Annotated in this window: 26 protein-coding genes and 1 tRNA gene; 13 read left to right on the plus strand and 14 right to left on the minus strand. The window is 65.0% G+C overall.

Annotation, left to right across the window (positions count from 1 at the left end; all coding sequences use genetic code 11):
- The first annotated feature begins 312 nt into the window (after window positions 1-312).
- Both APS40_RS20720 and APS40_RS20725 read left to right on the plus strand, forming a co-directional pair.
- Complete coding sequence (locus APS40_RS20720; protein WP_055048850.1) at window positions 313-678, plus strand: hypothetical protein; 366 nt, start codon at window positions 313-315, stop codon at window positions 676-678.
- Between the two features lie 101 nt (window positions 679-779).
- Entirely contained in the window at window positions 780-1,004 is a 225-nt protein-coding gene (locus APS40_RS20725) for a hypothetical protein (protein ID WP_055048851.1), read from the plus strand.
- On the opposite strand, the gene APS40_RS20730 is transcribed toward APS40_RS20725, so the two are convergent.
- From APS40_RS20730 to APS40_RS20740, 3 genes are all read right to left on the minus strand, one after another.
- Window positions 1,001-1,309, minus strand: a complete 309-nt coding sequence (locus APS40_RS20730; protein ID WP_055048852.1) for a hypothetical protein — start codon at window positions 1,307-1,309, stop codon at window positions 1,001-1,003. The genes APS40_RS20725 and APS40_RS20730 overlap by 4 nt on opposite strands.
- Window positions 1,310-1,465: 156 nt before the next feature.
- Complete coding sequence (locus tag APS40_RS20735; RefSeq protein ID WP_055048853.1) at window positions 1,466-2,380, minus strand: hypothetical protein; 915 nt, start codon at window positions 2,378-2,380, stop codon at window positions 1,466-1,468.
- A gap of 163 nt (window positions 2,381-2,543) precedes the next feature.
- Window positions 2,544-2,948, minus strand: coding sequence for a low affinity iron permease family protein (locus APS40_RS20740; protein ID WP_055048854.1), 405 nt, complete (start codon window positions 2,946-2,948; stop codon window positions 2,544-2,546).
- A 670-nt stretch (window positions 2,949-3,618) separates the two neighbouring features.
- Between APS40_RS20740 and APS40_RS20745 the strand changes: the two genes are divergently transcribed.
- From APS40_RS20745 to APS40_RS20765, 5 genes are all read left to right on the plus strand, one after another.
- The gene (locus APS40_RS20745; protein WP_055048855.1) at window positions 3,619-4,431 is read left to right on the plus strand and encodes an SDR family NAD(P)-dependent oxidoreductase; all 813 of its coding nucleotides are present in this window, start codon (window positions 3,619-3,621) and stop codon (window positions 4,429-4,431) included.
- Window positions 4,432-4,441: 10 nt separating this feature from the next.
- Window positions 4,442-4,972, plus strand: a complete 531-nt coding sequence (locus APS40_RS20750) for an SRPBCC family protein (protein WP_082434576.1) — start codon at window positions 4,442-4,444, stop codon at window positions 4,970-4,972.
- Between the two features lie 12 nt (window positions 4,973-4,984).
- Window positions 4,985-6,157, plus strand: coding sequence for a zinc-dependent alcohol dehydrogenase (locus APS40_RS20755; RefSeq protein WP_055048856.1), 1,173 nt, complete (start codon window positions 4,985-4,987; stop codon window positions 6,155-6,157).
- Window positions 6,158-6,238: 81 nt separating this feature from the next.
- Window positions 6,239-6,550 carry a hypothetical protein gene (locus APS40_RS20760; protein WP_055048857.1) on the plus strand — a complete coding sequence of 104 codons (312 nt, stop codon included), beginning with the start codon at window positions 6,239-6,241 and terminating at the stop codon, window positions 6,548-6,550.
- Between the two features lie 296 nt (window positions 6,551-6,846).
- Window positions 6,847-7,500, plus strand: a complete 654-nt coding sequence (locus APS40_RS20765; protein WP_197279376.1) for a Crp/Fnr family transcriptional regulator — start codon at window positions 6,847-6,849, stop codon at window positions 7,498-7,500.
- Window positions 7,501-7,533: 33 nt separating this feature from the next.
- Here the strand turns inward: APS40_RS20765 and APS40_RS20770 are convergent, their stop codons facing one another.
- From APS40_RS20770 to APS40_RS25635, 3 genes are all read right to left on the minus strand, one after another.
- A complete protein-coding gene (locus tag APS40_RS20770; RefSeq protein WP_055048859.1) occupies window positions 7,534-7,719 on the minus strand; it encodes a hypothetical protein in 186 nt (61 codons plus the stop codon).
- A gap of 248 nt (window positions 7,720-7,967) precedes the next feature.
- Window positions 7,968-8,282, minus strand: a complete 315-nt coding sequence (locus APS40_RS20775) for a sensor histidine kinase (RefSeq protein ID WP_055048860.1) — start codon at window positions 8,280-8,282, stop codon at window positions 7,968-7,970.
- Between the two features lie 134 nt (window positions 8,283-8,416).
- Complete coding sequence (locus APS40_RS25635; protein WP_082434577.1) at window positions 8,417-8,578, minus strand: HWE histidine kinase domain-containing protein; 162 nt, start codon at window positions 8,576-8,578, stop codon at window positions 8,417-8,419.
- Between the two features lie 219 nt (window positions 8,579-8,797).
- On the opposite strand from APS40_RS25635, the gene APS40_RS20780 reads away from it, so the two are divergent.
- Window positions 8,798-9,175 carry a response regulator gene (locus tag APS40_RS20780; protein ID WP_055048861.1) on the plus strand — a complete coding sequence of 126 codons (378 nt, stop codon included), beginning with the start codon at window positions 8,798-8,800 and terminating at the stop codon, window positions 9,173-9,175.
- A 91-nt stretch (window positions 9,176-9,266) separates the two neighbouring features.
- Here APS40_RS20780 and APS40_RS20785 read toward each other — a convergent pair whose 3' ends face one another.
- Window positions 9,267-10,058, minus strand: a complete 792-nt coding sequence (locus tag APS40_RS20785; protein ID WP_055048862.1) for a hypothetical protein — start codon at window positions 10,056-10,058, stop codon at window positions 9,267-9,269.
- A gap of 312 nt (window positions 10,059-10,370) precedes the next feature.
- Entirely contained in the window at window positions 10,371-10,529 is a 159-nt protein-coding gene (locus tag APS40_RS25020) for a lana protein (protein ID WP_156343024.1), read from the minus strand.
- Between the two features lie 146 nt (window positions 10,530-10,675).
- Between APS40_RS25020 and APS40_RS20790 the strand changes: the two genes are divergently transcribed.
- Complete coding sequence (locus tag APS40_RS20790; protein ID WP_156343025.1) at window positions 10,676-10,909, plus strand: hypothetical protein; 234 nt, start codon at window positions 10,676-10,678, stop codon at window positions 10,907-10,909.
- 153 nt (window positions 10,910-11,062) lie between these two features.
- On the opposite strand, the gene APS40_RS25025 is transcribed toward APS40_RS20790, so the two are convergent.
- Window positions 11,063-11,239, minus strand: a complete 177-nt coding sequence (locus tag APS40_RS25025; RefSeq protein WP_156343026.1) for a hypothetical protein — start codon at window positions 11,237-11,239, stop codon at window positions 11,063-11,065.
- A gap of 224 nt (window positions 11,240-11,463) precedes the next feature.
- Between APS40_RS25025 and APS40_RS20795 the strand changes: the two genes are divergently transcribed.
- Window positions 11,464-12,447: a TIGR03885 family FMN-dependent LLM class oxidoreductase gene (locus tag APS40_RS20795; protein WP_055049762.1), complete on the plus strand. Its 984-nt coding sequence runs from the start codon at window positions 11,464-11,466 to the stop codon at window positions 12,445-12,447.
- On the opposite strand, the gene APS40_RS20800 is transcribed toward APS40_RS20795, so the two are convergent.
- From APS40_RS20800 to APS40_RS20810, 3 genes are all read right to left on the minus strand, one after another.
- Complete coding sequence (locus APS40_RS20800; protein ID WP_055048864.1) at window positions 12,437-14,191, minus strand: thiamine pyrophosphate-dependent enzyme; 1,755 nt, start codon at window positions 14,189-14,191, stop codon at window positions 12,437-12,439. The genes APS40_RS20795 and APS40_RS20800 overlap by 11 nt on opposite strands.
- A 421-nt stretch (window positions 14,192-14,612) precedes the next feature.
- A tRNA-Lys gene (locus APS40_RS20805) sits at window positions 14,613-14,687 on the minus strand.
- 108 nt (window positions 14,688-14,795) lie between these two features.
- A complete protein-coding gene (locus APS40_RS20810) occupies window positions 14,796-15,587 on the minus strand; it encodes a hypothetical protein (RefSeq protein ID WP_156343027.1) in 792 nt (263 codons plus the stop codon).
- Window positions 15,588-15,730: 143 nt separating this feature from the next.
- Here APS40_RS20810 and glmU point away from each other — a divergent pair, with 143 nt between their 5' ends.
- The 3 genes from glmU to APS40_RS20825 are packed head-to-tail and all read left to right on the plus strand — an operon-like array spanning window position 15,731 to window position 19,302.
- Complete coding sequence (gene glmU / locus APS40_RS20815) at window positions 15,731-17,083, plus strand: bifunctional UDP-N-acetylglucosamine diphosphorylase/glucosamine-1-phosphate N-acetyltransferase GlmU (RefSeq protein ID WP_055048866.1); 1,353 nt, start codon at window positions 15,731-15,733, stop codon at window positions 17,081-17,083.
- Window positions 17,084-17,096: 13 nt separating this feature from the next.
- Window positions 17,097-18,923 (plus strand): glutamine--fructose-6-phosphate transaminase (isomerizing), encoded by a 1,827-nt coding sequence (gene glmS, locus APS40_RS20820; RefSeq protein WP_055048867.1) that lies wholly within the window; start codon window positions 17,097-17,099, stop codon window positions 18,921-18,923.
- Window positions 18,916-19,302, plus strand: a complete 387-nt coding sequence (locus tag APS40_RS20825) for a DUF2237 domain-containing protein (RefSeq protein ID WP_055048868.1) — start codon at window positions 18,916-18,918, stop codon at window positions 19,300-19,302. Before glmS ends, APS40_RS20825 begins: the two co-directional genes overlap by 8 nt.
- A 193-nt stretch (window positions 19,303-19,495) precedes the next feature.
- Here the strand turns inward: APS40_RS20825 and APS40_RS20830 are convergent, their stop codons facing one another.
- Both APS40_RS20830 and recG read right to left on the minus strand, forming a co-directional pair.
- Window positions 19,496-19,834 (minus strand): GNAT family N-acetyltransferase, encoded by a 339-nt coding sequence (locus tag APS40_RS20830; protein ID WP_210166736.1) that lies wholly within the window; start codon window positions 19,832-19,834, stop codon window positions 19,496-19,498.
- 83 nt (window positions 19,835-19,917) lie between these two features.
- A complete protein-coding gene (gene recG / locus APS40_RS20835) occupies window positions 19,918-22,026 on the minus strand; it encodes an ATP-dependent DNA helicase RecG (RefSeq protein WP_055048869.1) in 2,109 nt (702 codons plus the stop codon).
- Between the last annotated feature and the right edge of the window lie 104 nt (window positions 22,027-22,130).

The raw sequence follows: 22,130 nt of genomic DNA on the forward strand, positions 1-22,130 counted from the left end.
GCCATAATGAAACATGGCGTTACGGCGACGGGGCGCCCTAATCGGAGCAGGTCAGTGACGCCGCGGATGGGCGAGAGGCTCGTCTGCCGTTTCGTTGGCCAAAGCGGGAAATCGGAAAAACCGCAATGTTCCCCGTACCCATCGCGTCCGATTGACACGCGGCGTCACTGCAGGAAGGAACTCGCCAGACGCGCCTAGGTTGCGCCCCGGATGCAAGTCCGAAGACCGCGTTTCCGCCCCATTGCAGTCCTGCCCGGAACACACTGAACCCTTAGCGTTCAGCCTATCCACAGCAGATCGGGGGGCATTCCGATGACTGCCATGACCATCCGACCGTCCATGTTGGACGATGACATCCTCAGTGCCTTCGAGCGCGAGAAAGGTCTGTTCATGGCGCGCAACAGGGTGCGGTGCGGGCACCTGCTGGTGCGCTTCGGACCGGACCGCGGCGACACCGGTTTCTCCATGAGTGCGGCCTTCACTTTCGACGAGGCCCGCAACTGGCAGCAGGTCGAGGTGACGGTGCCGTTCACGGAGCTGCATGGCGAGAGCGGCCCCGATCGTGGCCTCATCGCGGCCTTCGGTGAGCTCGACGACGGCATCAGCGCAGCGCGCATCGCCCGGTTGTTCGCGCCATTGTCCGTCGCCCAGCGCATGGCCGGCGCACGCCGGCACTAGGGTCCTTTATACGCACGCCTTGCGTGGGTCGGCATACCGACCCCGTCCCGGGGCGTGCACCTGCAACCGAAGGTGGCTGCCAAGGCGGCCGGGGAGCACAGATGAAAACCTGCTGGTTCATCGTCATCGAGAGCATGGGCTCGTGGTGGGTCGACTGCGAGGGCAAGGCCTATGGTCCGTTCTCCTCGCGTGAGGAGGCACAGAGCGAAGCGCGGCGCATCGCCATCACCTATGGCGACGGCCAGCGCCGTTCCGAAGTGTTCGCGCCCACCGACCATGGGTCGCATCGACTGATCTGGAAGGGCCCTGTTCCAACGGCGGGCTAGCGCTGGTCGTTATAGGGCTCCTTGACCGTGCCGACGCGCCGCGCCAGGGCCGAAAACGACAGCGCGCCATCATCGGAAACCGTCGCATTGGCGATGCGGAGGAGCCGAGCCGGAAAGGCGAGGGCGTCACGCTCCGCCGGACGCAGACTCTCCACCGAGCGGTTGTCGTTGATCGCGGTCTGCTCAGCGGCACGCATCGCGTCGTCCACATCCTGTCGCGATACCAGGCCCTTGGCGACCAGCGTCTCGTGCATGGCGGCGATGGCGAGATAGAGGCCTTCGAGCTGCAGGTTGGCGGTATTCATTGCACGCATCCCTTGTCCGCATATGAAAGAGGCGGGCCGCGGCCCGCCCCTCAGGGTGCGCTCATCCTCAGCGGATGAACAGCACGATGATGATGATCAGCCAGATCGGAACGCCCAGCAGCCAGAGTCCAAGTCCTCTCAGCATTTTGCTTCTCCTTATCGTGCGCGCCGGAACACGGTGCGGAACATCGTGCCCTGATCACGGTGATTGCCGCCCATCTGGGCTGCCCAGAACGCACCGACCGCACCGATCAGCAGCGCCGCGGCGGTGAGGAACGCGCCCACGATGCCGGCCTTGCGAGCGGTCTCCGCGACGGCGGCAGCATCTGCCTTGGCCTTGTCGACGGCAGCCAGCACCTCGGTCACCCGAGCATTGGCCTCATCCTGGGTAAGGCCGGTATTGCTGGCCACGATCTGGGCCAGGTAAGCCTTGTCGGGGTCGCTGACCGAGCCGGCGATGGCCCCCTGAGCAAGGATGCGTCCGGTTTCGGCGCGAACGGCGGTCGAATCTGCAGCGGGAGCGGCTGTGGTGGCGGTGGGCGACGGCCGGAACAATTGGTCCACGAAATAGGCGTTCGGATCGACGGCGCTCTGGGCATCGTCGGCCACGGTCGCGGCCGCGTTGGTGAGCGTCGACGCCGCCGCGCCAACGGCATTTGCTGCGGCACTGATGCCGCCGACGGCAATGAGCCCGCCGATCACCAGGGCACCCGCCCACACCAGCAGCCCGTGCGCTCCGTCGCGCAGATCCGCCTCGTCCTCCGTCGCATCATGGTGACGCCGGCGCAGGCGACCAGTGAGGTAGGCGCCAGCCATGAAGCTCGAGACTTCCACCCAGATCAGCCAGGTGGCCGCGGCGATAGCGATCCAGATCATCGGTACATCCGGGCCCGCGTGGAAGTTGACGAAGCTCAGTCCGATGGCCGAGCCGAAACTCAGCAGCACCAGCGAGATCGCCGAGGCGAGCACGATGCCGGCGATAATTGCCGGCCAATCGACATAGGAGCTGTTGTCCGGCTTGGCGACAGGCGCAGCCGTGACAATGACATCTGTTTCACTTGGAATGGTCATGGCGTCGCCCTTACCTCAGCCCGAAGAAGGACAGGACAGCCAGGATGACGACCACCAGGCCAACGAGGTAGATGATCCCGTTCATTTTTCTTGTTCTCCATGACGCGGTTGGTCACAGAAAAGTGCGCAAGAGAACGAATGGTTGCCTTGATCCTGCAAATTTCTAGCCGTCGCCGCCCGTACGACGGTCGATCTCTTCGATGGCCTGCTGATCGTTCTCGACCCGCTGGGCGATCATGTTGCGCAGCTTGCGTAACTCGTGACCGTTGAGCTGCTCGGCGCCGATCAGTCGGTTGTCGGCCTTGCGAATCGCCAGGATCAGGTCGTCGAGCTTGGCCTGCACCGCCTCGCCATCGCGGTTCTGCGTATGCTGCACCACGAACACCATCAGGAAGGTGATGATGGTAGTGGCGGTGTTGATCACCAACTGCCAGGTCTCGGAGAAATCGAACAGCGGACCGCTGACTGCCCACAGCAGCACCAGCCCGCAGGCAACGCTGAAGGTCAGCGGCTTGCCGGCTCCCCGAGAAACAAGATTGGAGAATCGATCGAACAGTCCAGCAGCCATGGCGACACCTTGCTCAGTGGTAAGCGTGTCATCTCAAATTCCAGGATCGCCCGCCGGTTCCCGTCAGAGCAGGAAGCCGATCATGGTCGCCGCGGCAAGGATCAACGAGAGCAGTACGAAGGCGAAGAGCCAACTCAGCAGCTGTGTCAGTCGATGGGATGAAGACAGTGAAGACATCGGCGCAAATTCCACGTTGAAGCCTATTGCGCGATCAACGCCCGGTCGCAGCGAACCAAGTGCCGCCCGCGGGGCGACGGCTCAACCGGTCTCTGCCGGACCCTAGGCCCAACGCGAGCGGGCCCATACTCACAAAGACATGTGCAAGGCCAACATGTGGAAGTCGTGCGCCCGGATCGTCGCGAACCCCAACCATCGATCCAAAAGAGCGCCGCATGTCGGCCACCCTCTCAGATCCAGAGTGCACTTGGACCATGCCATGTGGCACGGTTTGTCGCCCGGAGCCATGCGCCCCGGAGGGGCCTACTGCGGCCGCATGCCACTGCTCACCAGCTTCCGTCCTTCACCACTCTGCCGTCTCGGGCGGAGCGCGCCGACGTGCGTAGGTGCGTCGCGAGACCGCAGACGAAAACTCAGCTGGCAAAGCGAGCGGCTATCTCGGAACCAACCCTCGCAACCTAGGTTCGCCTTCCACAGCAGATAGTGGAGTGGGATGGTGCCAAGCAACCAGAATGCCATCAGTTTTGCCGTCGTGACGGGAGCTTCCTCCGGCATAGGGCTGGAACTGGCGCGTGTGGCGGCCGAGGGTGGATCGGACCTGCTAGTCGTTGCAGATGGCCCCGACATAGAGGCGGTTGCGACGGAGCTGGCACGCACCTCCGGTGTGCATGTCGAGTCCCTTATGGCGGATCTCGCAACCCGCGACGGTGTCGACGCGCTGCATGGCAGGTTGCGCGACCTTGCGCGTCCGATCGATGCGCTGTTTGCCAATGCCGGGCGTGGCCTTGGGCATGGCTTTCTCGACCAGGACTTCAACGAGATCGAGCGGGTGATCAACACCAACATCATCGGCACCGTCTACCTGTTGCACAAGGTGATGGGCGATATGCGTAGCCAGGGATGGGGACGGGTGCTGATCACCGGCTCGATCGCCGGCCTGATGCCGGGCACCTACCAGGCGGTCTACAACGCGACCAAGGCCTTCATCGACAGCTTCGCCTATGCGCTTCGCGAGGAGGTGAAGGATGACGGCATCACCGTGACCGTGCTGATGCCGGGGCCGACCGACACAGACTTCTTCGAGACGGCCGACCTGCTCGACACCAAGGTCGGTGCCGGCAAAAAAGACGATCCGCGCATGGTGGCCAAGGCCGGCTACGACGCCATGCTGCGCGGCGATGGCCACGAGGTCAGCGGCTTCGCCAACAAGCTGCAGGCGATGATGACGCGGGTGCTCGGCGACAAGCAATTGGCGAAGATGCACGAGGGCATGGCCAAACCGGGCAGTGCTCCCTCGCAGCACTAAGGAGCGAACGATGAGCACCGATCAAACCTCCGACAGCGCGCCGTTGCGAGCGCGCAAGGACGACAAGGCGGATGGCTTCACCTATGTGGGGCGGAGCGTCACGATAAATCGTCCCCGGCATGAGTTGTTCGCGTTCTGGCGCGACTTCCAGAACCTCTCCACCTTCATGGAGAACATCGAGGCTATCGAGTTCACCGGGCCCGACCGCGCCGTATGGACGGTGCGCGCACCGGCAGGCACCGAGGTGCAATTCGAGACCGAGATCGTCGACATCGTGGACGACACTTCCATCACCTGGCGCTCCACCCCGGACTCGCCGATCAAGACCGAAGGGCGCGTCACCTTTGCCGATGCGCCCGGCAACCGGGGTACCATCGTCACGGCTGATATCGGCTACACGCCGCCGGCTGGCGATCTCGGACGGGTCGTCGCCAAGCTGTTTATGGCCGAGCCCAACATCCAGGCGCGACACGAGCTCAAGCGCTTCAAGATGCTGATGGAGGCGGGCGAGATCGCCACCCCCATCAACCATCGCAACTGACGGAGACCTCACATGCGCGCCCTTACCTGGCACGGCATCAATGATGTCCGGGTCGACACTGTTCCCGACCCCGAAATCATCAATCCGCGCGACGCGATCCTCAGGATCACCTCGACCGCCATCTGCGGCTCCGACCTGCATCTTTATGACGGGGTCATTCCCGGCATGAAGCAGGGCGACGTGCTGGGCCATGAATTCATGGGTATCGTCGAAGAGGTCGGCCCGAACTCGAGCCTCGAAGTCGGGCAGCGCGTGGTAGTGCCTTTCACCATCTCATGCGGACACTGCTTCTTCTGCCAACAGCAGCAGTTTTCGGCCTGCGACAACGGCAATCCGGTGGAAAACCAGGACGCCTCCGAGAAGCTCTACGGGCACGCCATGGGAGCGGCGTTCGGCTATTCGCACCTTACCGGCGGCTATGCCGGCGGGCAGGCGGAATATGTCCGGGTGCCATTCTCTGATGTCGGCCCGATCGTCATTCCGGATGGTCTCGACGACGAACAGGTGCTGTTTCTCAGCGATATCCTGCCCACCGGCTGGATGGCGGCCGAGAATGCCGGCATCGGTCCCGACGACACTGTGGCGGTGTGGGGCTGCGGCCCGGTGGGCTTGTTCGCCGTGCAAAGCGCCATGATCATGGGGGCGGCGCAGGTGATCGCCATCGACCACCACCCGCACCGGCTCGAACTGGCGGCCAGATTCGGCGCCAGGACCATCAATTTCGAGCAGACCCATGTCGACGAGGCGCTGATGGAGATGACCGGCGGGCTCGGCCCCGATGCGGTCATCGACGCGGTCGGCATGGAGGCGCACGGTTTTGCGCTCGACAATGTCGTCGACGCGGTCAAGCAGAAGGTGGGCGTCGGCGCCGATCGCGGCCACGCGCTCCGCCAGGCGATCCTCGCCGTGCGCAAGGGCGGGCGGGTATCGGTGCCGGGCGTCTATGGTGGCATGCTCGATAAGTGGCCGCTCGGGGCGATGATGGAGAAAGGCCTGGAGTTGCGCTCCGGCCAGACCCACGTGCAGCGCTATACTCGGGACCTGCTGGAGCGGATTCAGCGCGGCGAAATCGACAGCACGTTCCTCATCAGCCATTGCCTGCCGCTCGAAGAGGCTCCGACGGGCTACAAGAATTTCCGCGACAAGCAGAACGAGTGGACCAAGGTGGTGCTCAGGCCGCACTGAGCACGCAAGGCCCGACGAGGATCTGTCCCCTCAACCTGCCGGCCGGGATGCAGCTCGGCCCCGATACGCAACGGAGCAGTTATGGCACTCTTTCACGGCTCGAAATGGACGGCGATCCTGATCGCTGCGCTGGTCGTGGTGGGCGGGGCCTACACCATTCTCGTCGTCTCCCAGTCGGGGCTCACCGACGAGGCAGAGCCGCCTGCGGTCGGGCCACTCGAGTCCAGCGGACAGACGATGGATCTCGCCGCTTTGCCCTGGACAATGTTCTTGCTGATCGCCACCGCGGTGCTCGGCGCGGCCATTGCCTACGGGCAATATCGCGCCTCCAAGCTGACAAGGGCCGAGCGCGAGCAGGGCGACAAAGAAGTCCCCAAGGTCTACGAGGAGTGAGCGGGGCGGCTCCGGCGGTGCCAATACCGGAGTCTTACCGTTGACCCGAGGATTTGGGCGACGAATTTCATCAGTTTGGCAGCCGTGGGCTCGACCTCGATTTCGGTCGCAGTTGGCTGCAAGGCGCCATCACCCTATCATAGGTTGTTGCCCAATGTTGCCGGCACGCGTCTGACTGGGCGGTCGGATCGAGGGATTTATCGCTACCCCCCGGATCTGTTGCTGCCGATGCGGAGCACAAGAGCAGGGCCACGCTCATGATGACACATGTCGAGAATCGCTCCGAGGCGCGCCTATTGACCGATCGTCTGGTCAAGGGCGTCACGCGGGGAAGCCGCCACGGGCGGCAGGAGGCGTTGTCCGAAGTCGGCGGCCAGTTGCAGATCGTCTTGGAGGGAGCGGTATTGCGCCAGCGTTTCCTGCCGGATGGTCGGTGCCAAACGGTTGCGGTGTACCACCGCGACGACGTGATCAACCTCTCGCGCTTCGTGCATCACGGCGCCGCCGAGACCGATCTTCTGGTGGCGCTGAAGGGGGCGGTCGTGGGTACGGTCAATCCGGAGGAGGTCGAGCGGCTGAGGCGCCTGTCCCTGAGGGGCGTCGACGGAATGGCCGCCTTGGTGCTGCGGGAGCTCGCCATCAGCCAGGAGCGGCTGGTTTCCCTCGGGCGGCGAAGCGCCACCGAGGCGATGGCGCATTTCATGTGCGAGACGCTGCTGCGCAGCCGCCGGCCGAGCGACAATTGCCCGGAACTCAGCTGCAGCCTGGCCATGTCCCAGGATACCATGGGCACCGTCCTCGGCCTCTCCAGCGTTCATGTGAACCGGACATTGCAGGAGCTGCGCCAGTTGCACCTGGCCGACCACAGCAATTTCGAACTGGTGATCTACGATTTCGACAGGCTGGCCTTCATCGGCGGTTTCGACGACGGCTACCTGACGCCGGTATGAGCGGGCGTCGCCTGCCGACGGCGGCAAGAGGCGTTAGCCAACGACCTTTCGCAGCATCTCGGTGAGGGGCGAGGCCTTGTCGAGCAACTGGAACTCCCGACCGACGACCCGCGTCTGGTCGATGACCTCCTCCGAGAAGGTGACCGAGATCACTTTAAGCTTGCCCTTTTCGGTCTGGTCGTCGAAGGCGATGGCGAACGGGCCGGTGATTTTCAGCATCTGCGAACGACCTGATTGCTGCTGGAGCAGGAGGCGGCCGGCTCGGGCGCTCGGCGGGTCCTCATATAAAATCTAGGGTCGGCGTCTTGGTTCCTTCACCCGGACTGAACCGACTCGCGTTCGCCGCGGCGGCCTGACGAAGCGCTGTGGGCGAGCGCTCCGGAGGCGTCTCGGGGGACGACTTAGGCGCCGACTGTCATGGGTGGTGGGCTATCACCCATGCGATCGCGATTCGGGGAGAAGGTGCTCTAGTGAGAAACCAGCAGTCGCTCGTCGATCGGGAGCAGGGTGGTCCAATGGATGCCGTCCGGCGTGAACTCCGTATGCGGTTCGCCAGCCAACTCGTAGCTTAGGGTGCGTTCGAGCAGCTCGGAGCCGAAACCACGCTGGCTTGGCGCCTCCTCGCCCAAGTGCACGCCCAACTCGATCCAGCTGAAGTGCAGCATCTCGTGATCCGGGCGTGAGCGGTCTATGTCCCGGTGCACCTGGATGCGGCCACCTGGCCGGCTCAACGCTCCATATTTGGCGGAGTTGGTCGGGAGCTCGCGGATGGCGAGCGCCATGAGCTCTGCAGCCTGGGCTGCAGCATCAACCGGGCCCGTCGACTTGAGCGAGCCGCTGCGCGTCCACGCCGCGGTACGCGCAGTTCGTCCGCAATCCGCATCTGGAGGTCTACGCCCGCCCTGCGGGTCGCGCGTCACCACCGCCTGCACTCGGGCAAGGCTTCGAGGCGGCTGTCGAGATGGCATGAGTAGTCCTCTATCGTCTCGCTGGTGGCTACGGTGCGACGCGCCACCGAGCGCACCACACCCAGCGTATTTCGGACGCGGTGTTGTAGTTCGAGGGCGCGGCGGGGCATCTCGTCGGCGATCGTCCGCGGGGATCCTGCACCAGCCCACGCCGCCGCAGCGCTTGATGGAGACCCGCGGCGGCATCCGACAGGAGCCCGCTGAGCACGGCGCTAATGACGCGGACCGTAGTTTGCCATTGTCGACTCCGCGTCGCATGTGACGGCCATGGAGTGAACCAGAACACTCCCTTTGCGTTCCATGCCAGGTCAAAGAACGGGCGGACTGCGATGACCAGGTTGAAAGGGAAACCAACCGTGCTCGTGGTCGAGGACGAGTATTTCCTTGCAGATGACGTGGCTGCCGCGCTGGCGGCGGCCGGGGCCGAAGTGCTGGGACCGGTGCCGACGCCGGCGGCGGCGCTGGACGTGCTGAAGCAGCATCCGCGGATAGACTTCGCGCTGCTCGACATCAATCTGCGGGGCACCATGGCTTACGGGGTGGCCGACGAGTTGCGGCGGCGGGGTATCCCGTTCGTGTTTGCCACCGGCTACGATGCCCAAGCGATAATCGAGGAGTATCGATACGTGCCGCAGCTCGCCAAGCCGGTGATGATCGAGACAATCCTTGAAGCCGTTGCCGAGGCCGCCGAACATTCTCGAGCGTGACGGCCTGCTACAATCCACCTTGCTGCGGTGAGGAGCCGTCCCGGGATAGGCGAGGGGGCATGGCTCCCTCGCCGCTGCTTGTCTCGCGGACTTACTGCTTCGGCGTCGTCCCGCCGGCATCGGTCCCGGTGTTGGCGCCGCCTGCGTCGGTGCTGGTGGTGCTGCCTGCACCCGTGGTGTCTGTCCCGGTACCGCCGGTGGTGCCGGAGCCGGTGGTCGAGCCGCCCGTCGCGCCGCCGTGGCCCGCCGAACCGCCATTGCTGGAAATGACCTCGGAGAGCGTCGAGCCGGACGAGGCGGCACAGGCGGTAATGATCGTCTCCGCCTGCAGGCCAAGCCCGCCGACCATCTGCGATCCACCCGCCGCGCCGGCAGCGCTGCTGTCGGTCGTCGAACTGCCGGCGCCCGTGGCGCTCGTCGTCGACCCGGCCCCGGCGGCATCGGTGCTGCCGCTGGCGCCCGCTGCGGACGTGTCGGTGGACGCGCCGCCTGCGGCATCGCTGCCGGCGGTGGTGCCGCCGGAGGCCGCACCGCCTGCTGCGTCGGTGCCTGTGGTATTGCTGCCGCTCGTGCTGCCGCCGGCTGCAGTGCTGTCGGTGGCCGCTCCAGCCCCGCTCGAGCTGGTGCTGCTGCCGCTCGTGCCACCCGCCGCACCGGCCATCTGGCCGTCGCGCATCCCATCCTGATAGCCGGCCGCATAGTAGACCAGGGCCGCTGCATGGGCAGGCGGCAGCCCTGCGATATCCGCGCAGGTCAGGCTGGCAATCGATGCGCCCGATGTGGTCCCGGCTGGTCCGGTGGTGGATTGCGCCGCGGCCGGCGTCATCGCGGCGGCAGCCAGCATCAAGGCGGCGACCGAGCCGCTCAAAAGCGTTTTCTGCATGTAGTTTCTCCTCACGGGATTGCTTGCTAGATCGGGCATCTGGTGTCCGGTCAGAAATGACAATCTAGTTCCATGCGAGGCGTTCCGGCGCGATAGGCAGTAATTTGGGAATGTATGGATTTATTGGAAAGCGCCTTCGATTTCGCGGGCCTTGGCCGCCATATCGCAGAAGCTCCAGAAGGACCCCGTACCGATCGGCCCGAGTAGCCGTATGTTGGGGGTATATAGCTCTTCATTCTGGCTGTGCATGGACCTGTTTTCGGTGGGCGCGGGGCCGCAGCCGGCCCCGCGGGTTGATGAACGACACGCCGATCAGCGCTTCTGCTTCTGGTCGTTCTGCTTCTGGTCGTCCTGACGCCGGTTATCCTGGCGCTGATTGTCCTGACGCTGGTTGTCCTGACGCTGGCTGCCGCGTTGCTCTTCCTGACGCTGGTTGCCACGCTGCTCCTGCTCACGGTTCTGGTTTGCCATTGGACTATCTCCTCTGTTGGCATGCGGACCGATGCCGCTGCAGAATCCAACTTGTGCCCTCTGTTTTTGTGCACGACATTCGCGTCACCCCGGAACGGCAGGGCGTTGGGCAAGTTCAACTCTCTTCACCGTTAGCCGAGGCGAATTTGCTCCACCGACACAACTTCGAAACCCCATCGCCCGCTGAAATGCTGCTGCTGCGCGCTACCGAGGTGGCAGGCCGCTGCGCCGGGGAGGGGGCCGATAGGGAGGCCGCGCTCGAGGAACTGCTCGCACTGCTGCAGGGTCCGGATGCCATGGACGCGTGCAAGGCCATCCGGACCGGCAGGCGCCACTTCACCCACAACCGGCGGGTATTCGGGCGGCTCTTCGTGGGTTGAGAGTGTCGCCGCAACGAGGAACCAACCCACCGCACCGAGGTTTGCCTGATCTCGCCGCTGACGACTGGATGCCCGGCAGCGGCGGGACCTCAGTGGTGAACCCCCGCGCGGCCCCGCCGACGGGGGTTCATTTCTGCAGCGGCAAGTCAGGAATCAGGGCCCGGCCTCGCCGGTCAGCAGCATGGCGAAGACGCCAATGAGCACCAGCACGCCGAAAAAGGCTCCGATCATCAGCATCACTCCGGTCATGCCGGACAGCCGGGTGGTGCCGCCCTTGGGCTGCTGGTCACCGTCCACCGGCTTGCGTTGCTCGGAAAAGGAGTCGGGCATCAATGCTCCTGGTGCTGGTGAGAGCGGAACCAGCCGCATGGGCGGGAGACTTCATCGGCTCCGCTCTCGCGTGCCTAACCTACCTGCTGCTGCCGGGTTCCTTCATTTCGCTGGTGCGGCCCGGCTGGTGGGAACAGAGGCCACCCGGCGACGTTCCCGGCTGGGTCGGCGCAATCTGGACGAGGCGGCACGCCGACGCCTTCGACGCTGTTGAAGCAGGGACCATGACACGTATCGGCTACCATTGCTCACACGAGCAGTTTACGCCCGGCGAGTTGCTCACCTTGGCGCAACTGGCGGAAGACGCCGGCTTCCGATGCGCCAAGTCGTCGGATCATTTCCATCCCTGGAGCGAGCGCCAGGGCCAATCCGGCTTCGCCTGGAGCTGGCTGGGCAGCGCTCTGCAGGCGACGCGTTTCGGCTTTGGAAACATCGCGGCGCCCGGCTATCGCTATCATCCGGCGGTGCTCGCGCAGGCGGCCGCGACGCTGGGCCAGATGTATCCGGGTCGCTTCTGGCTCGCACTCGGCAGCGGCGAAGCGATCAATGAAGCCATCACCGGCCTGCCGTGGCCGGAAAAAGCGGAACGCAACGCCCGCCTTCGCGAATGCGCCGAGGTGATGCAGGCGCTGTTCGCCGGCGAGACGGTGACGCACCGCGGTCGGATCACCGTGCTCGAAGCCAAACTCTATACGCGACCGGTCGAGCCGGTGCCGCTCTACGCAGCGGCGGTCACGCCCGAGACGGCAAAGTTCGTCGCCCCGTGGGCCGACGGGCTGCTGACGGCGAGCGGCGAGCTCGAAACCGTCCGGGCGGTCATCAAGGCGTTCCGGGAGCATGGTGGGGCGGGCAAACCGGTAATCCTCCAGTCGGCGCTGTGTTGGGCACACTCGGACGAACAGGCGATCGCCATGGCGATGGAGCAATGGAGCTCACGTGTGGTGGCGGGAGAGGTTGCTTGGGATTTGCGCCGACCCGGCGACTTCGACGAAACCGGCAAGCTCGTCGGCGAGGCCGCGATGCGCCGCTTGCTGCCGGTGTCCGCCGATCTCACCCGTCTCGAAGATTGGATCGCCGAGCAGCTGACACTCGACCTCGATGAACTCCATCTCCATCAGGTCGGCACGAACCAGCGACAGTTCATCGAGATGTTCGGCGAACGCGTCTTGCCGGCCGTGCTGAGAGGGAAGGGCAGGGTTAGCCCTTGAACATGGTCGCGAGCGGTTCCCTCGCAATGTTCCCCTCGATTTCCGCCCGGCCCGGGGTCTCAGGCAGCGCCTTGTGGAAATTGCTGCGATAATCCGCTGGAACTTTGGGTGGCAGCATTGGCACGTAGCGGTCGACCAGTGCTTCGACAATGACCGGCCCGGGTTCGGCAAAGGCGGCGTCGAGGACCGCGTCGATGTCTTCGGGACGCTCTACTGAAAACCCCTTGCCGCCCATCGCCACCGCCGCCAGGGCGAAGTCGATGGGCTGCAACTCGCAGCCGAACTGCGGGTTGCCCAGGAACATCATCTGCTCCCAGGCGATCTGGTTGAGCATGTTGTTCTTGATCACCAGGAGCTTGAGCGGGATGCCGTAGCGCACGGCCGTGGAGAACTCGCCCAGTTGCATGGCGAGCCCACCATCGCCGACGACAGCGCAGACCTGTCGTCCCGGGTAGGCGATGCCGGCGGCGATCGCATGGGTCAGTCCGCACGACATCGAGGCCAGCGTGCCTGAGACGGCAAAAGCGTGGTCTGGATCGAGGTCGACATGACGGGCGGTCAGTTCGGTGTTCTGCCCGGAATCGGTGGCCAGGATCGCGTCACTCGCCATCCGCTCGCCGAAGCGACGGACGATCATCTGCGGCTTGAGCGGCGAGCTTGCCTCGGCCTCGGCCTGGCTCATCATGTCCCGCCATGCGTTCATCGATCGCTGCGCTGCGGTCAGAAAGCTTCGGTCGGGCTTCTGATCCAGCAGCCCGTTGAGGCGGCGCAGGGTTTCGCCGGCATGGCCCACCAGCCCAACCTCGACCGGACAGCGCAGGCCGATGCGCTCAGGGTTCCAGTCGATCTGCACCACCTTGGCCTTGCCGGGCTGCGGATAGTACTCGATGTAAGGGAAGGTGGAGCCGACGATCAGCAGGGCATCGCATTGCTCCATGATCTCCTGCGACGCGCGCGTGCCCAGAATGCCGATGACACCGGTGGTATTGGGGTGGTGGTCGGAAACGACGGTTTTGCCGAGCAGGGCCTTGGCGATCGGGGCGTTCAGCAAGCCCGAGGCCTCCTCGACCTCTTTTCCTGCCCGCAACGCACCGCGGCCGACCAGCATGGCGACGCGCGACGCGCCGTTGAGGATTTCGGCCGCCCGCTCGATCTCGCCGTCGGGCGGCAGCATCACCGGGGCGAACCAGGTGTTGGAGACATGACCGGGCTTGTTGCGCTTGGAGCGCTGAGCCTTGCCGACATCTTCCTCCTGCACGTCGTTGGCGACCGAGAGATGCGCGACGCCATGTCGGCTGAGCGCGGTGCGGCAGGCAAGGCTCGCCGCATTTTCCATATGCGCCGCGTCGCTGACCTGCACGTTGTACTCGGCCACGTCGTTGAAAGCGCGGGTCAGGTCGACATCCTGCTGCGTGAACGTCTCGATCAGATCGTGAAACTGCATGCCGGTGATCGCCAGCACCGGCACCTGGTCGAGCTTGGCGTCGTACAGCCCGGTGAGCAGGTGCGTGCCGCCCGGTCCGGATGTCGCGAGGCATACCCCCAGCTTGCCGGTCCACTTGGCATAGGCACAGGCCATGAAAGCGGCCGACTCCTCGTGCCGGACCTGGACGAACCGGATGCGGTCCTGGCGTTTGCGCAGCGCTTCCATGATGCCGTTGATGCCGTCCCCGGGAAGCCCGAAGATGACTTCGACATCCCAGGCGAGAAGCGTTTCGATCAGAATGTCGGCTGCTGTCGGCATGGCTCTGGTCCACTTCGATGGACTAATGTCGCCCCTCAGCAGTCAATATCACTCACGGAACATCGTTCCCTGCGGCACAGCAGAGGCTGGGGTGTTCGGAGCGGGATCAATCGTCGTACCAGCTGAGTCAGCGCCTTGGGGGGCGGCTCGATTTGGCCCGGCTGATCTCGCTATCCTGGCGCAGCCGTTGCTGTTGCGGCGCCGCGTGCGGCCGCACTCTCATCGCTGGCTGGCATCATCGGCTTGCCGTGCGAGAAAAACTGCGTGGCGAGGAAATTGCACCGCCGGTCGCCACCATGACGTAGAGGATCAGCCGTGCCTCGATGCTCAAGCCATTGAGCGCACCGGGAGCGAGCAGGTGGTCCGGAATGAATTGGGTCGGGAACGGCGGGCGTTTTCCGCCTTCAGGCAGTGTGCAATGTGGTACGCCCGGATGGATTCGAACCATCGACCATCCGATTAAAAGTCGGATGCTCTACCACTGAGCTACGGGCGCCCGGAGCGGGATCTGGCCCCGCAAAGTCGACGATCTGCCGCATTGGGCGGATCGGCGCGGAACATAGGCATTGTGCCCTTGCTGTCAATCGCTAACGGTGAATGGCCGTCAGTTCAGCAGTGGAATCGGCTGGCCGGCATACTTGGTCGGCTCGCACGGAACGCCCGCCCGGTCGAGCCGGGCGCACAGTTCGATCGCCGACGCCCGGTCGACCATCGGGCCGGCGACGATCACCTTGCCATCCGTGCCGTCCTGTTCGGCGAGCACCGGAGACAGGCCCACCAGCATGGTGCCGACCTGGGCTAGCAGTTCCTGCCACTGCGCCTCGGCGGTATCCGGCCGCACCGGGAAACCGAGCTTGATGCCGGGCGAACTGCCGTCGGGAATGGCGAGCGGCATGGTGTTGGCCGAAAGCGGTACCGCCTTCAGCTTCACCTCGCCGGAGCCGGGGAGCAGTGGGCGCTGCTGCACCGCCACGGTGCCGCCTTCGGTTTCGAAGGTCAACGTCTTGCCGGCGCCGATCGACCCGGTGGTGGTGGTGTCGATGCGGGCGGTCGCCTTCGCCTGCGCGCTTTCGATCAGCTTGGGGACGCTGACCTCGAGCGCGCCGACCCGCCTGGTCACCGCACCGGCGGCATCCTCGCTCACGCTGAAGCGCTGCAGCAGCTGCATGTTCTCGCGCTTCATCTTCGAGGTTTCCTCCTCGAGCGTCGCCACCTGCGTGCGCAACTGATTGATGGTTGAGCCTTCCAGCCGCGAGGCGTGCAACGCGCCGTAGACACTGGGCGGGATCAGGCCCGAGAGGTTGGCGCCCAAGATCGCCATCGCCCAAATGCCGAGCGCCGCGATGCCCCACATCGTCACATCGGCCGGACGAAACTGATCTGCTGCCCTCGCCAAGTTCCCACCCCCAAAACCCCACGAATCAGGGGCTCCCACGAGTTTACCACTCCGTAACCGCGTTATCGGATTCCCAACAACTTGCTGCCATAAACACGGGGGAAACGATGATCGGCTGAGAGGGCCCTCAGGGAAAATTTTGCATGACTGAACTGCTGTCGATCATCCTGGCCGCGGGCGAGGGCACCCGCATGCGCTCTGCCATGCCGAAAGTACTGCACCAGGTGGGAGGATTGCCCCTGGTCGGCCATGTCGTCCGCACCGTCGCGGCGAGCTCCTCAGCTATAGCCGTGGTGATTGGCCCCGCACATGAGGCCGTGCAGGCAACAGTAGCCGCACTAGCGCCTGGCGCGACTTTCTCCACCCAGGCAGATCGTAGGGGTACGGCGCACGCTGTGAAGCAAGCTGAAGCGGCCTATGCCGGCGCCAAGGGCAACGTTATTGTGCTCTATGCAGATACGCCGCTGGTCTCCACCGAAACGCTCGCTGGAATAACGGCGCGATTGGATAGTGGCGCCGACATCGTGGTGGTTGGGTTTCGTCCCGACGACACCACAGGCTATGGCCGTCTACTCACCGACGATGGCCGCCTCCTCGCGATCCGTGAGCACAAGGATGCCAGCGAGGCGGAGCGGGCGATCGGACTCTGCAATTCCGGCATCATGGGATTCCGTGCCGATACGTTGCGATCGGTCATTGACCGGATCGGCAATGCCAACGCCAAGGGTGAGTTCTACCTCACCGATGCCGTTGAACTGGCGAATGCTGATGGACGTCGCATCGAGGTCGTCGAGGCAGACGCCAACGAGGTGATTGGCGTCGACGATCGGCGGAAGCTGGCGCAAGCCGAAGCGCAGTTTCAGGAGCTGCGCCGCGACGACTTCATGCGCGCCGGAGTGACGTTGAAGGACCCTTCGACGGTGTATTTTTCCTATGACACCGAGATCGGCCGCGACGTCACCATCTTCCCCAACGTGGTGTTCGGGCCCGGCGTGAAGATCGCCGACGGGGTCGAGATCCGGGCGTTCTGCGACATCGAGAACACCTCGATCGGCACCGGCGCCAGCATCGGGCCGTTCGCCCGGATGCGCGGCGGCGCCGATATCGGCGACAACGTGCATATCGGCAATTTCGTCGAGGTGAAGAACTCGGTCGTGCATGAGGGCGTCAAGGCCGGGCACCTGAGCTACCTGGGCGACAGTGAGGTCGGCGCCAAAACCAATATCGGGGCAGGGACCATCACCTGCAACTATGATGGCGTGAACAAATCGAAGACCACCATCGGGGCCAATGCCTTCATCGGCTCGAACTCGTCGCTGGTGGCGCCGGTGACGATCGGCGACGGAGCCTATGTCGCGTCGGGCAGCGTCATCACGCACAACGTCGAGCCGGATGCCCTGGCCCTGGGCCGCGCCCGGCAGGAAAACAAGCCCGGCTACGCGCCCAAGCTCAAGGCACGGGCCGAAGCCGTCAAACGCGCCAGATCTGGCAAGTAGGGGACCCCACGCGATGTGCGGAATTGTCGGGATTATCGGGACGGAACCGGTTGCGCCGCGGCTGGTGGACGCGCTGAAGCGGCTGGAATATCGCGGCTACGACAGCGCCGGTGTCGCAACGCTGGAGGGCGGACAGATCGGCCGCCGCCGCGCCGAAGGCAAGCTCGGCAATCTCGCCGCCAAGCTGAGCTTCGAGCCGCTCGGCGGCAATATCGGTATCGGCCATACCCGCTGGGCGACGCATGGCGCACCCACCGAGGGCAATGCTCATCCGCACGCCACCGACAAGGTGGCGGTCGTCCATAACGGCATCATCGAGAATTTCCGCGAGCTGCTCGCCGACCTCGCCAAGGATGGCTACCTGCCCAAGACCCAGACCGATACGGAATCGGTGGCGTTGTGGGTGACGCGCGAGCTCGACCGCGGGCTCGACCCCGAGATGGCCGTGGCGCGAACGCTGCGGGAGCTGCGCGGCGCTTTTGCGCTGGCCTTCATGTTCAAGGGCGAAGAGGCGCTGCTGATCGCTGCCCGCTCCGGTGCGCCGCTCGCCATCGGCTATGGCGCGACCGAGATGTATCTGGGGTCCGACGCCATGGCGCTGGCCCCGTTCACCTCGCGACTGAGCTACCTGCTCGATGGCGATTGGGCGGTGCTGACCAAGAACGGCGTCACCATCCGCGATGGTTCCGACGCGATCGTCCAGCGCGAGATGTTGGTTTCGGCCGCCTCGGCGCTGCTGGTCGACAAGGGTAACCACCGCCATTTCATGGCCAAGGAAATCTACGAGCAGCCCGAAACGGTGTCGCACACGCTCAGCCACTACGTGGACATGAGCAGCGACAAGGTGACGCTGCGCGAGGCGCTGCCGTTCAATTTTTCCGCGCTCAGGCGGCTGACCATCTCGGCCTGCGGCACGGCCTCCTATGCCGGCATCGTCGCCAAGTACTGGTTCGAGCGCTATGCGCGGCTACCGGTGGATGTCGATGTGGCCTCGGAGTTCCGCTATCGCGAGCCGCCGCTGGAGCAGGGCGGCCTCAGCCTCTTCATCTCGCAATCGGGCGAGACTGCCGACACGCTGGCGGCCCTGCGCTACTGCGCCAGCCAGGGCCAGCACATCGCCTCGCTGCTGAATTCGCCGGAATCGACCATGGCGCGCGAGAGCCAGGTGGTGTTCCCCACGCTATGCGGGCCGGAAATCGGCGTTGCCTCGACCAAGGCGTTCACCGCGCAGCTGACGGCACTGGCGAGCCTCGCCATCGCCGCCGGCGTCGCGCGCGGTACGGTATCGGCAACGCAGGAAGCCGAGCTGGTCCACAGCCTCACGACGCTGCCGACCGCCATTTCCGCTGCGTTGGCGCTGGAAGGCCAGGTCGAGGAGATCGCCAAGCGGCTGAGCAAAGCCAAGGACGTGCTCTATCTCGGGCGCGGCCAGATGTTTCCGATCGCCATGGAAGGGGCGCTGAAGCTCAAGGAACTGAGCTATATCCATGCCGAGGCCTATCCCGCCGGCGAACTGAAGCACGGGCCTATCGCTCTGGTGGACGAGCTGATGCCGGTGATCGTCGTTGCGCCGTCGGACGAGCTGATGGCCAAGACCCTTTCCAACATGCAGGAAGTCGCGGCACGTGGCGGCAAGATCATCCTGATCACCGACGAGGTGGGAAAGGAAACCGTGGGCGAGGATGTCGCCGAAGTGCTGGTGCTGCCCAAGGTGGCAAGCTTCGTCGCGCCGATCCTCGCCACAATCCCGGTGCAGCTCCTGGCCTATCACACGGCCTCGTTCATGGGCACGGACGTCGACCAGCCGCGCAACCTCGCCAAGAGCGTGACGGTTGAATAAACCGTTCTTCGAGCAGGAGCCCGAGCTCAACGTCTTCGGCGAGCCGCTGGCGCTCTGTTCGATGCACCCGCTGACCGGGTTCTTCCGCAACGGCAACTGCATCACCGGCCCGATGGACGAGGGCCGGCACACGGTGTGCGCCGTCATGACGGACGCCTTCCTCGCCTTCTCGAAGTCGCGCGGCAACGACCTTTCGACCCCGATACCGGAATATGCGTTCCCCGGCCTCAAGGCCGGCGACCGCTGGTGCCTTGTCGCGCTGCGCTGGGTCGAGGCGCTGGAAGCCGGCCTGGCGCCGCGCGTGGTGCTGCAGGCGACACACCAATCGGTGCTGAACTATGTCGAGATCGACGTGCTGAGGAAGTACGCGGTGGAGTGAGGGGTAGGGGAACTCCGATTTAGTCATTGCCGCCGGCGGGCGCCGACCCCCCCCACCGCTGTCCCCTCCCCCTAAACAAGGGGAGGGAGATCATCACCACCGAAATCGAGGCCGACGTCTCCCGCCCCATTCTTAGGGGGAGGGGACAGGGGTGGGGGTCAACTCGCACCGGCGCAGCTATCGTCACACCGCTCTAGTCCTCGATCAACCGCCGCCCCAGGCTCAGCGAGTCGTGCCGCTCGTAGCCCAATCGGTCGTAGAATTTCAGCACGCCGTCGTTCTCGCCGCGCACCAGCAGGTTGATCTTCGGGCAGCCCATCGCCGTGAGCCGGCGCTCGAGCTCGGCCAGCAGTGCGGCGCCGTAACCATTCCCGGCATGCGCTTCCCCCGTCGCGAGATAGTAGACCGAGCCGCGGTGACCGTCATGCCGCCCATCGCGGTGGCGATGACTTCGCCGTCCAGCTCGCCGACGAGGAACAGCTCGGGTTGCACCGCAAGCTTGCGTTCGATGTCCTTGCGTGGATCGTTCCATGCGCGGGTCAGGCCGCGGGCCCGCCAGAGAGCGACGACCGCATCGGTATCACGGCGTTCGAAGGGACGGATATGCATGTGCGATCAGCCGGCGCGGAGCAGCGGAATGGCGAGGTCTTTGCGGAACAGATAGAGCAGCGTGCGCAAGGCATCGCCGTCGCGACCGGTAAGGGCGGGGTTGCGGGTCAGGGCGTTCCTGGCGTCTTCATGTGCCCATTCGAGCAGGTGCCGGTGCACATCGGGCACCGCGAGGTGATAGCCCGGCATGCCGGATTGGCGGGTGCCGAGCACATCGCCCTGGCCGCGCAGTTCGAGATCCTTCTCGGCGATGACGAAGCCGTCTTCGGTGGCTTTGATGGTCTCGAGGCGCGCCTTGGCGGTTTCGCTCAAGGGCTCCTTGTAGAGCAGCAGGCAGGCCGAGCGCTGGCTGCCGCGCCCGACGCGGCCGCGCAACTGGTGGAGTTGCGCGAGGCCGAAGCGTTCGGCATGCTCGATGATCATGATGGTGGCGTTGGGCACGTCGACGCCGACTTCGATGACCGTGGTGGCGACGAGAATCTTGGCCCCGTTGCGCTGGAAGCGCTCCATCGCCTCGGCCTTGGCGGCGGCGCTCATCCGGCCATGGATCAGCACCACCTGGTCGCCGAACACCTTCTTGAGCTCGGCGAAGCGATCCTCGGCAGCGACCACCTCCAGATGCTCGCTTTCCTCGACCAGCGGGCAGACCCAGAACGCCTGCGCCCCCTCGGCGATGCGGCTCTCGAGGCGCTGGATGACGCGCCCGTATTCACCGATCGACAGCACCGCGGTGTCGATCGGCTGCCGGCCGCGCGGTTTTTCGCGCAGGATGCTGACCGCCATGTCGCCAAAATGAGTGAGCACCAGGGTGCGCGGGATCGGCGTGGCGGTCATCACCAGCAGGTCGGCGTGCGCGCCCTTCTCACTGAGCGCGAGGCGCTGGTGCACGCCAAAGCGGTGCTGTTCGTCGACTACCGTCAGCCCCAGATTGTGGAACTCGACGCCGGATTGAAACAGCGCGTGCGTGCCGACGACGATTGCGGTCGAGCCATCGGCAATGCCGGACAAGGCGGCGCGGCGTTCGGCCGCCGTCATCTTGCCGGTGAGCAGCACGATGCCGAGCCCCACCTGGTCGCAGAGCGGCTTCAGCGTCCTGTAGTGCTGGCTGGCGAGGATTTCGGTGGGCGTCATCAGCGCCGACTGTGCGCCGCTCTCCGCCATCGCCGCCATGGCCATCAGCGCGACGACGGTCTTGCCGGCGCCGACATCGCCCTGCAGCAGGCGAGACATGCGCTCCGGTGCGGCGAGGTCGCGGCGGATGTCCTCGACGGCGAGGCGCTGGCCCTCAGTGAGGGTATAGGGTAGGGCGGCCTCGACCCTCGAGGAAATCTCGCCGGTGAAGCGGCGCGCGATGCCGCGCGGGGCGACGAGTTGCGAGCGGACGATCAGCAGGGCGAGCTGGCCGGCGAGATACTCGTCATAGGCGAGCCGCATGCGGTTCTTCGACCAGAGCTGCGCCTCGTCCGGAGTATCCGGCGCATGCGAGGCGTGCATGGCGGCGCGAAAGCTCGGCCAGCCGAACTCGGCAAGGCGCTCGGCGGGCATCCATTCGGGCAGGTCCGGAACCGTCTCCAGCACCTGCCGGGTGAGCTTGATCAGGGCGCGGGAGCTGAGGCCATGGGTCAGCGGGTAGACCGGCTCGACCAGCGGCATATCCTCGAACTTGTCGGCCCCGACCACGTAGTCGGGATGGGTGATCTGCTTCTCGCCCTGGAAGAAGCCAATGGTGCCCGAGACGTAGCGCGTCTCGCCGACCGGCAGCAGCTTTTCCACCCAGCCGCCCTGGGCCCGGAAATACACCAGTTGGATTTCGCCGGTCTCGTCATGCGCGAACACCCGATGCGGGATATGCGGCCGACCGCGCGGTGGCGGCTGGTGGCGGTCGATGTGCAGTTTCAACGTCGCGATGTTGTTGTGCACGGCGTTGGCGATCCCATCCATGCGGCGGCGATCGACGATGCCGGTGGGCATATGCATCAACAGGTCGAGCGCGACGGCTTCCTGCCCCTCGGGTGCGCCGAAGAAGCGGGTGAGCAGGGCGCTCAGTTGCGGCCCCACTCCCTTGATGGAGTGAAGCGAGCGGAACAGCGGATCGAGGGCCGGCGGACGGGACACGAGTCGAGAAACCTCCTGGGCGGAACCTAGCCCAGGCTTCGCCGCGCTGCCACGTGACATGGCGGCGATATCCGCGTAAACACGCCATCCACATTCCCCGAGAC

It is taken from the genome of Devosia sp. A16, from assembly GCF_001402915.1.
Classification (GTDB): domain Bacteria; phylum Pseudomonadota; class Alphaproteobacteria; order Rhizobiales; family Devosiaceae; genus Devosia_A.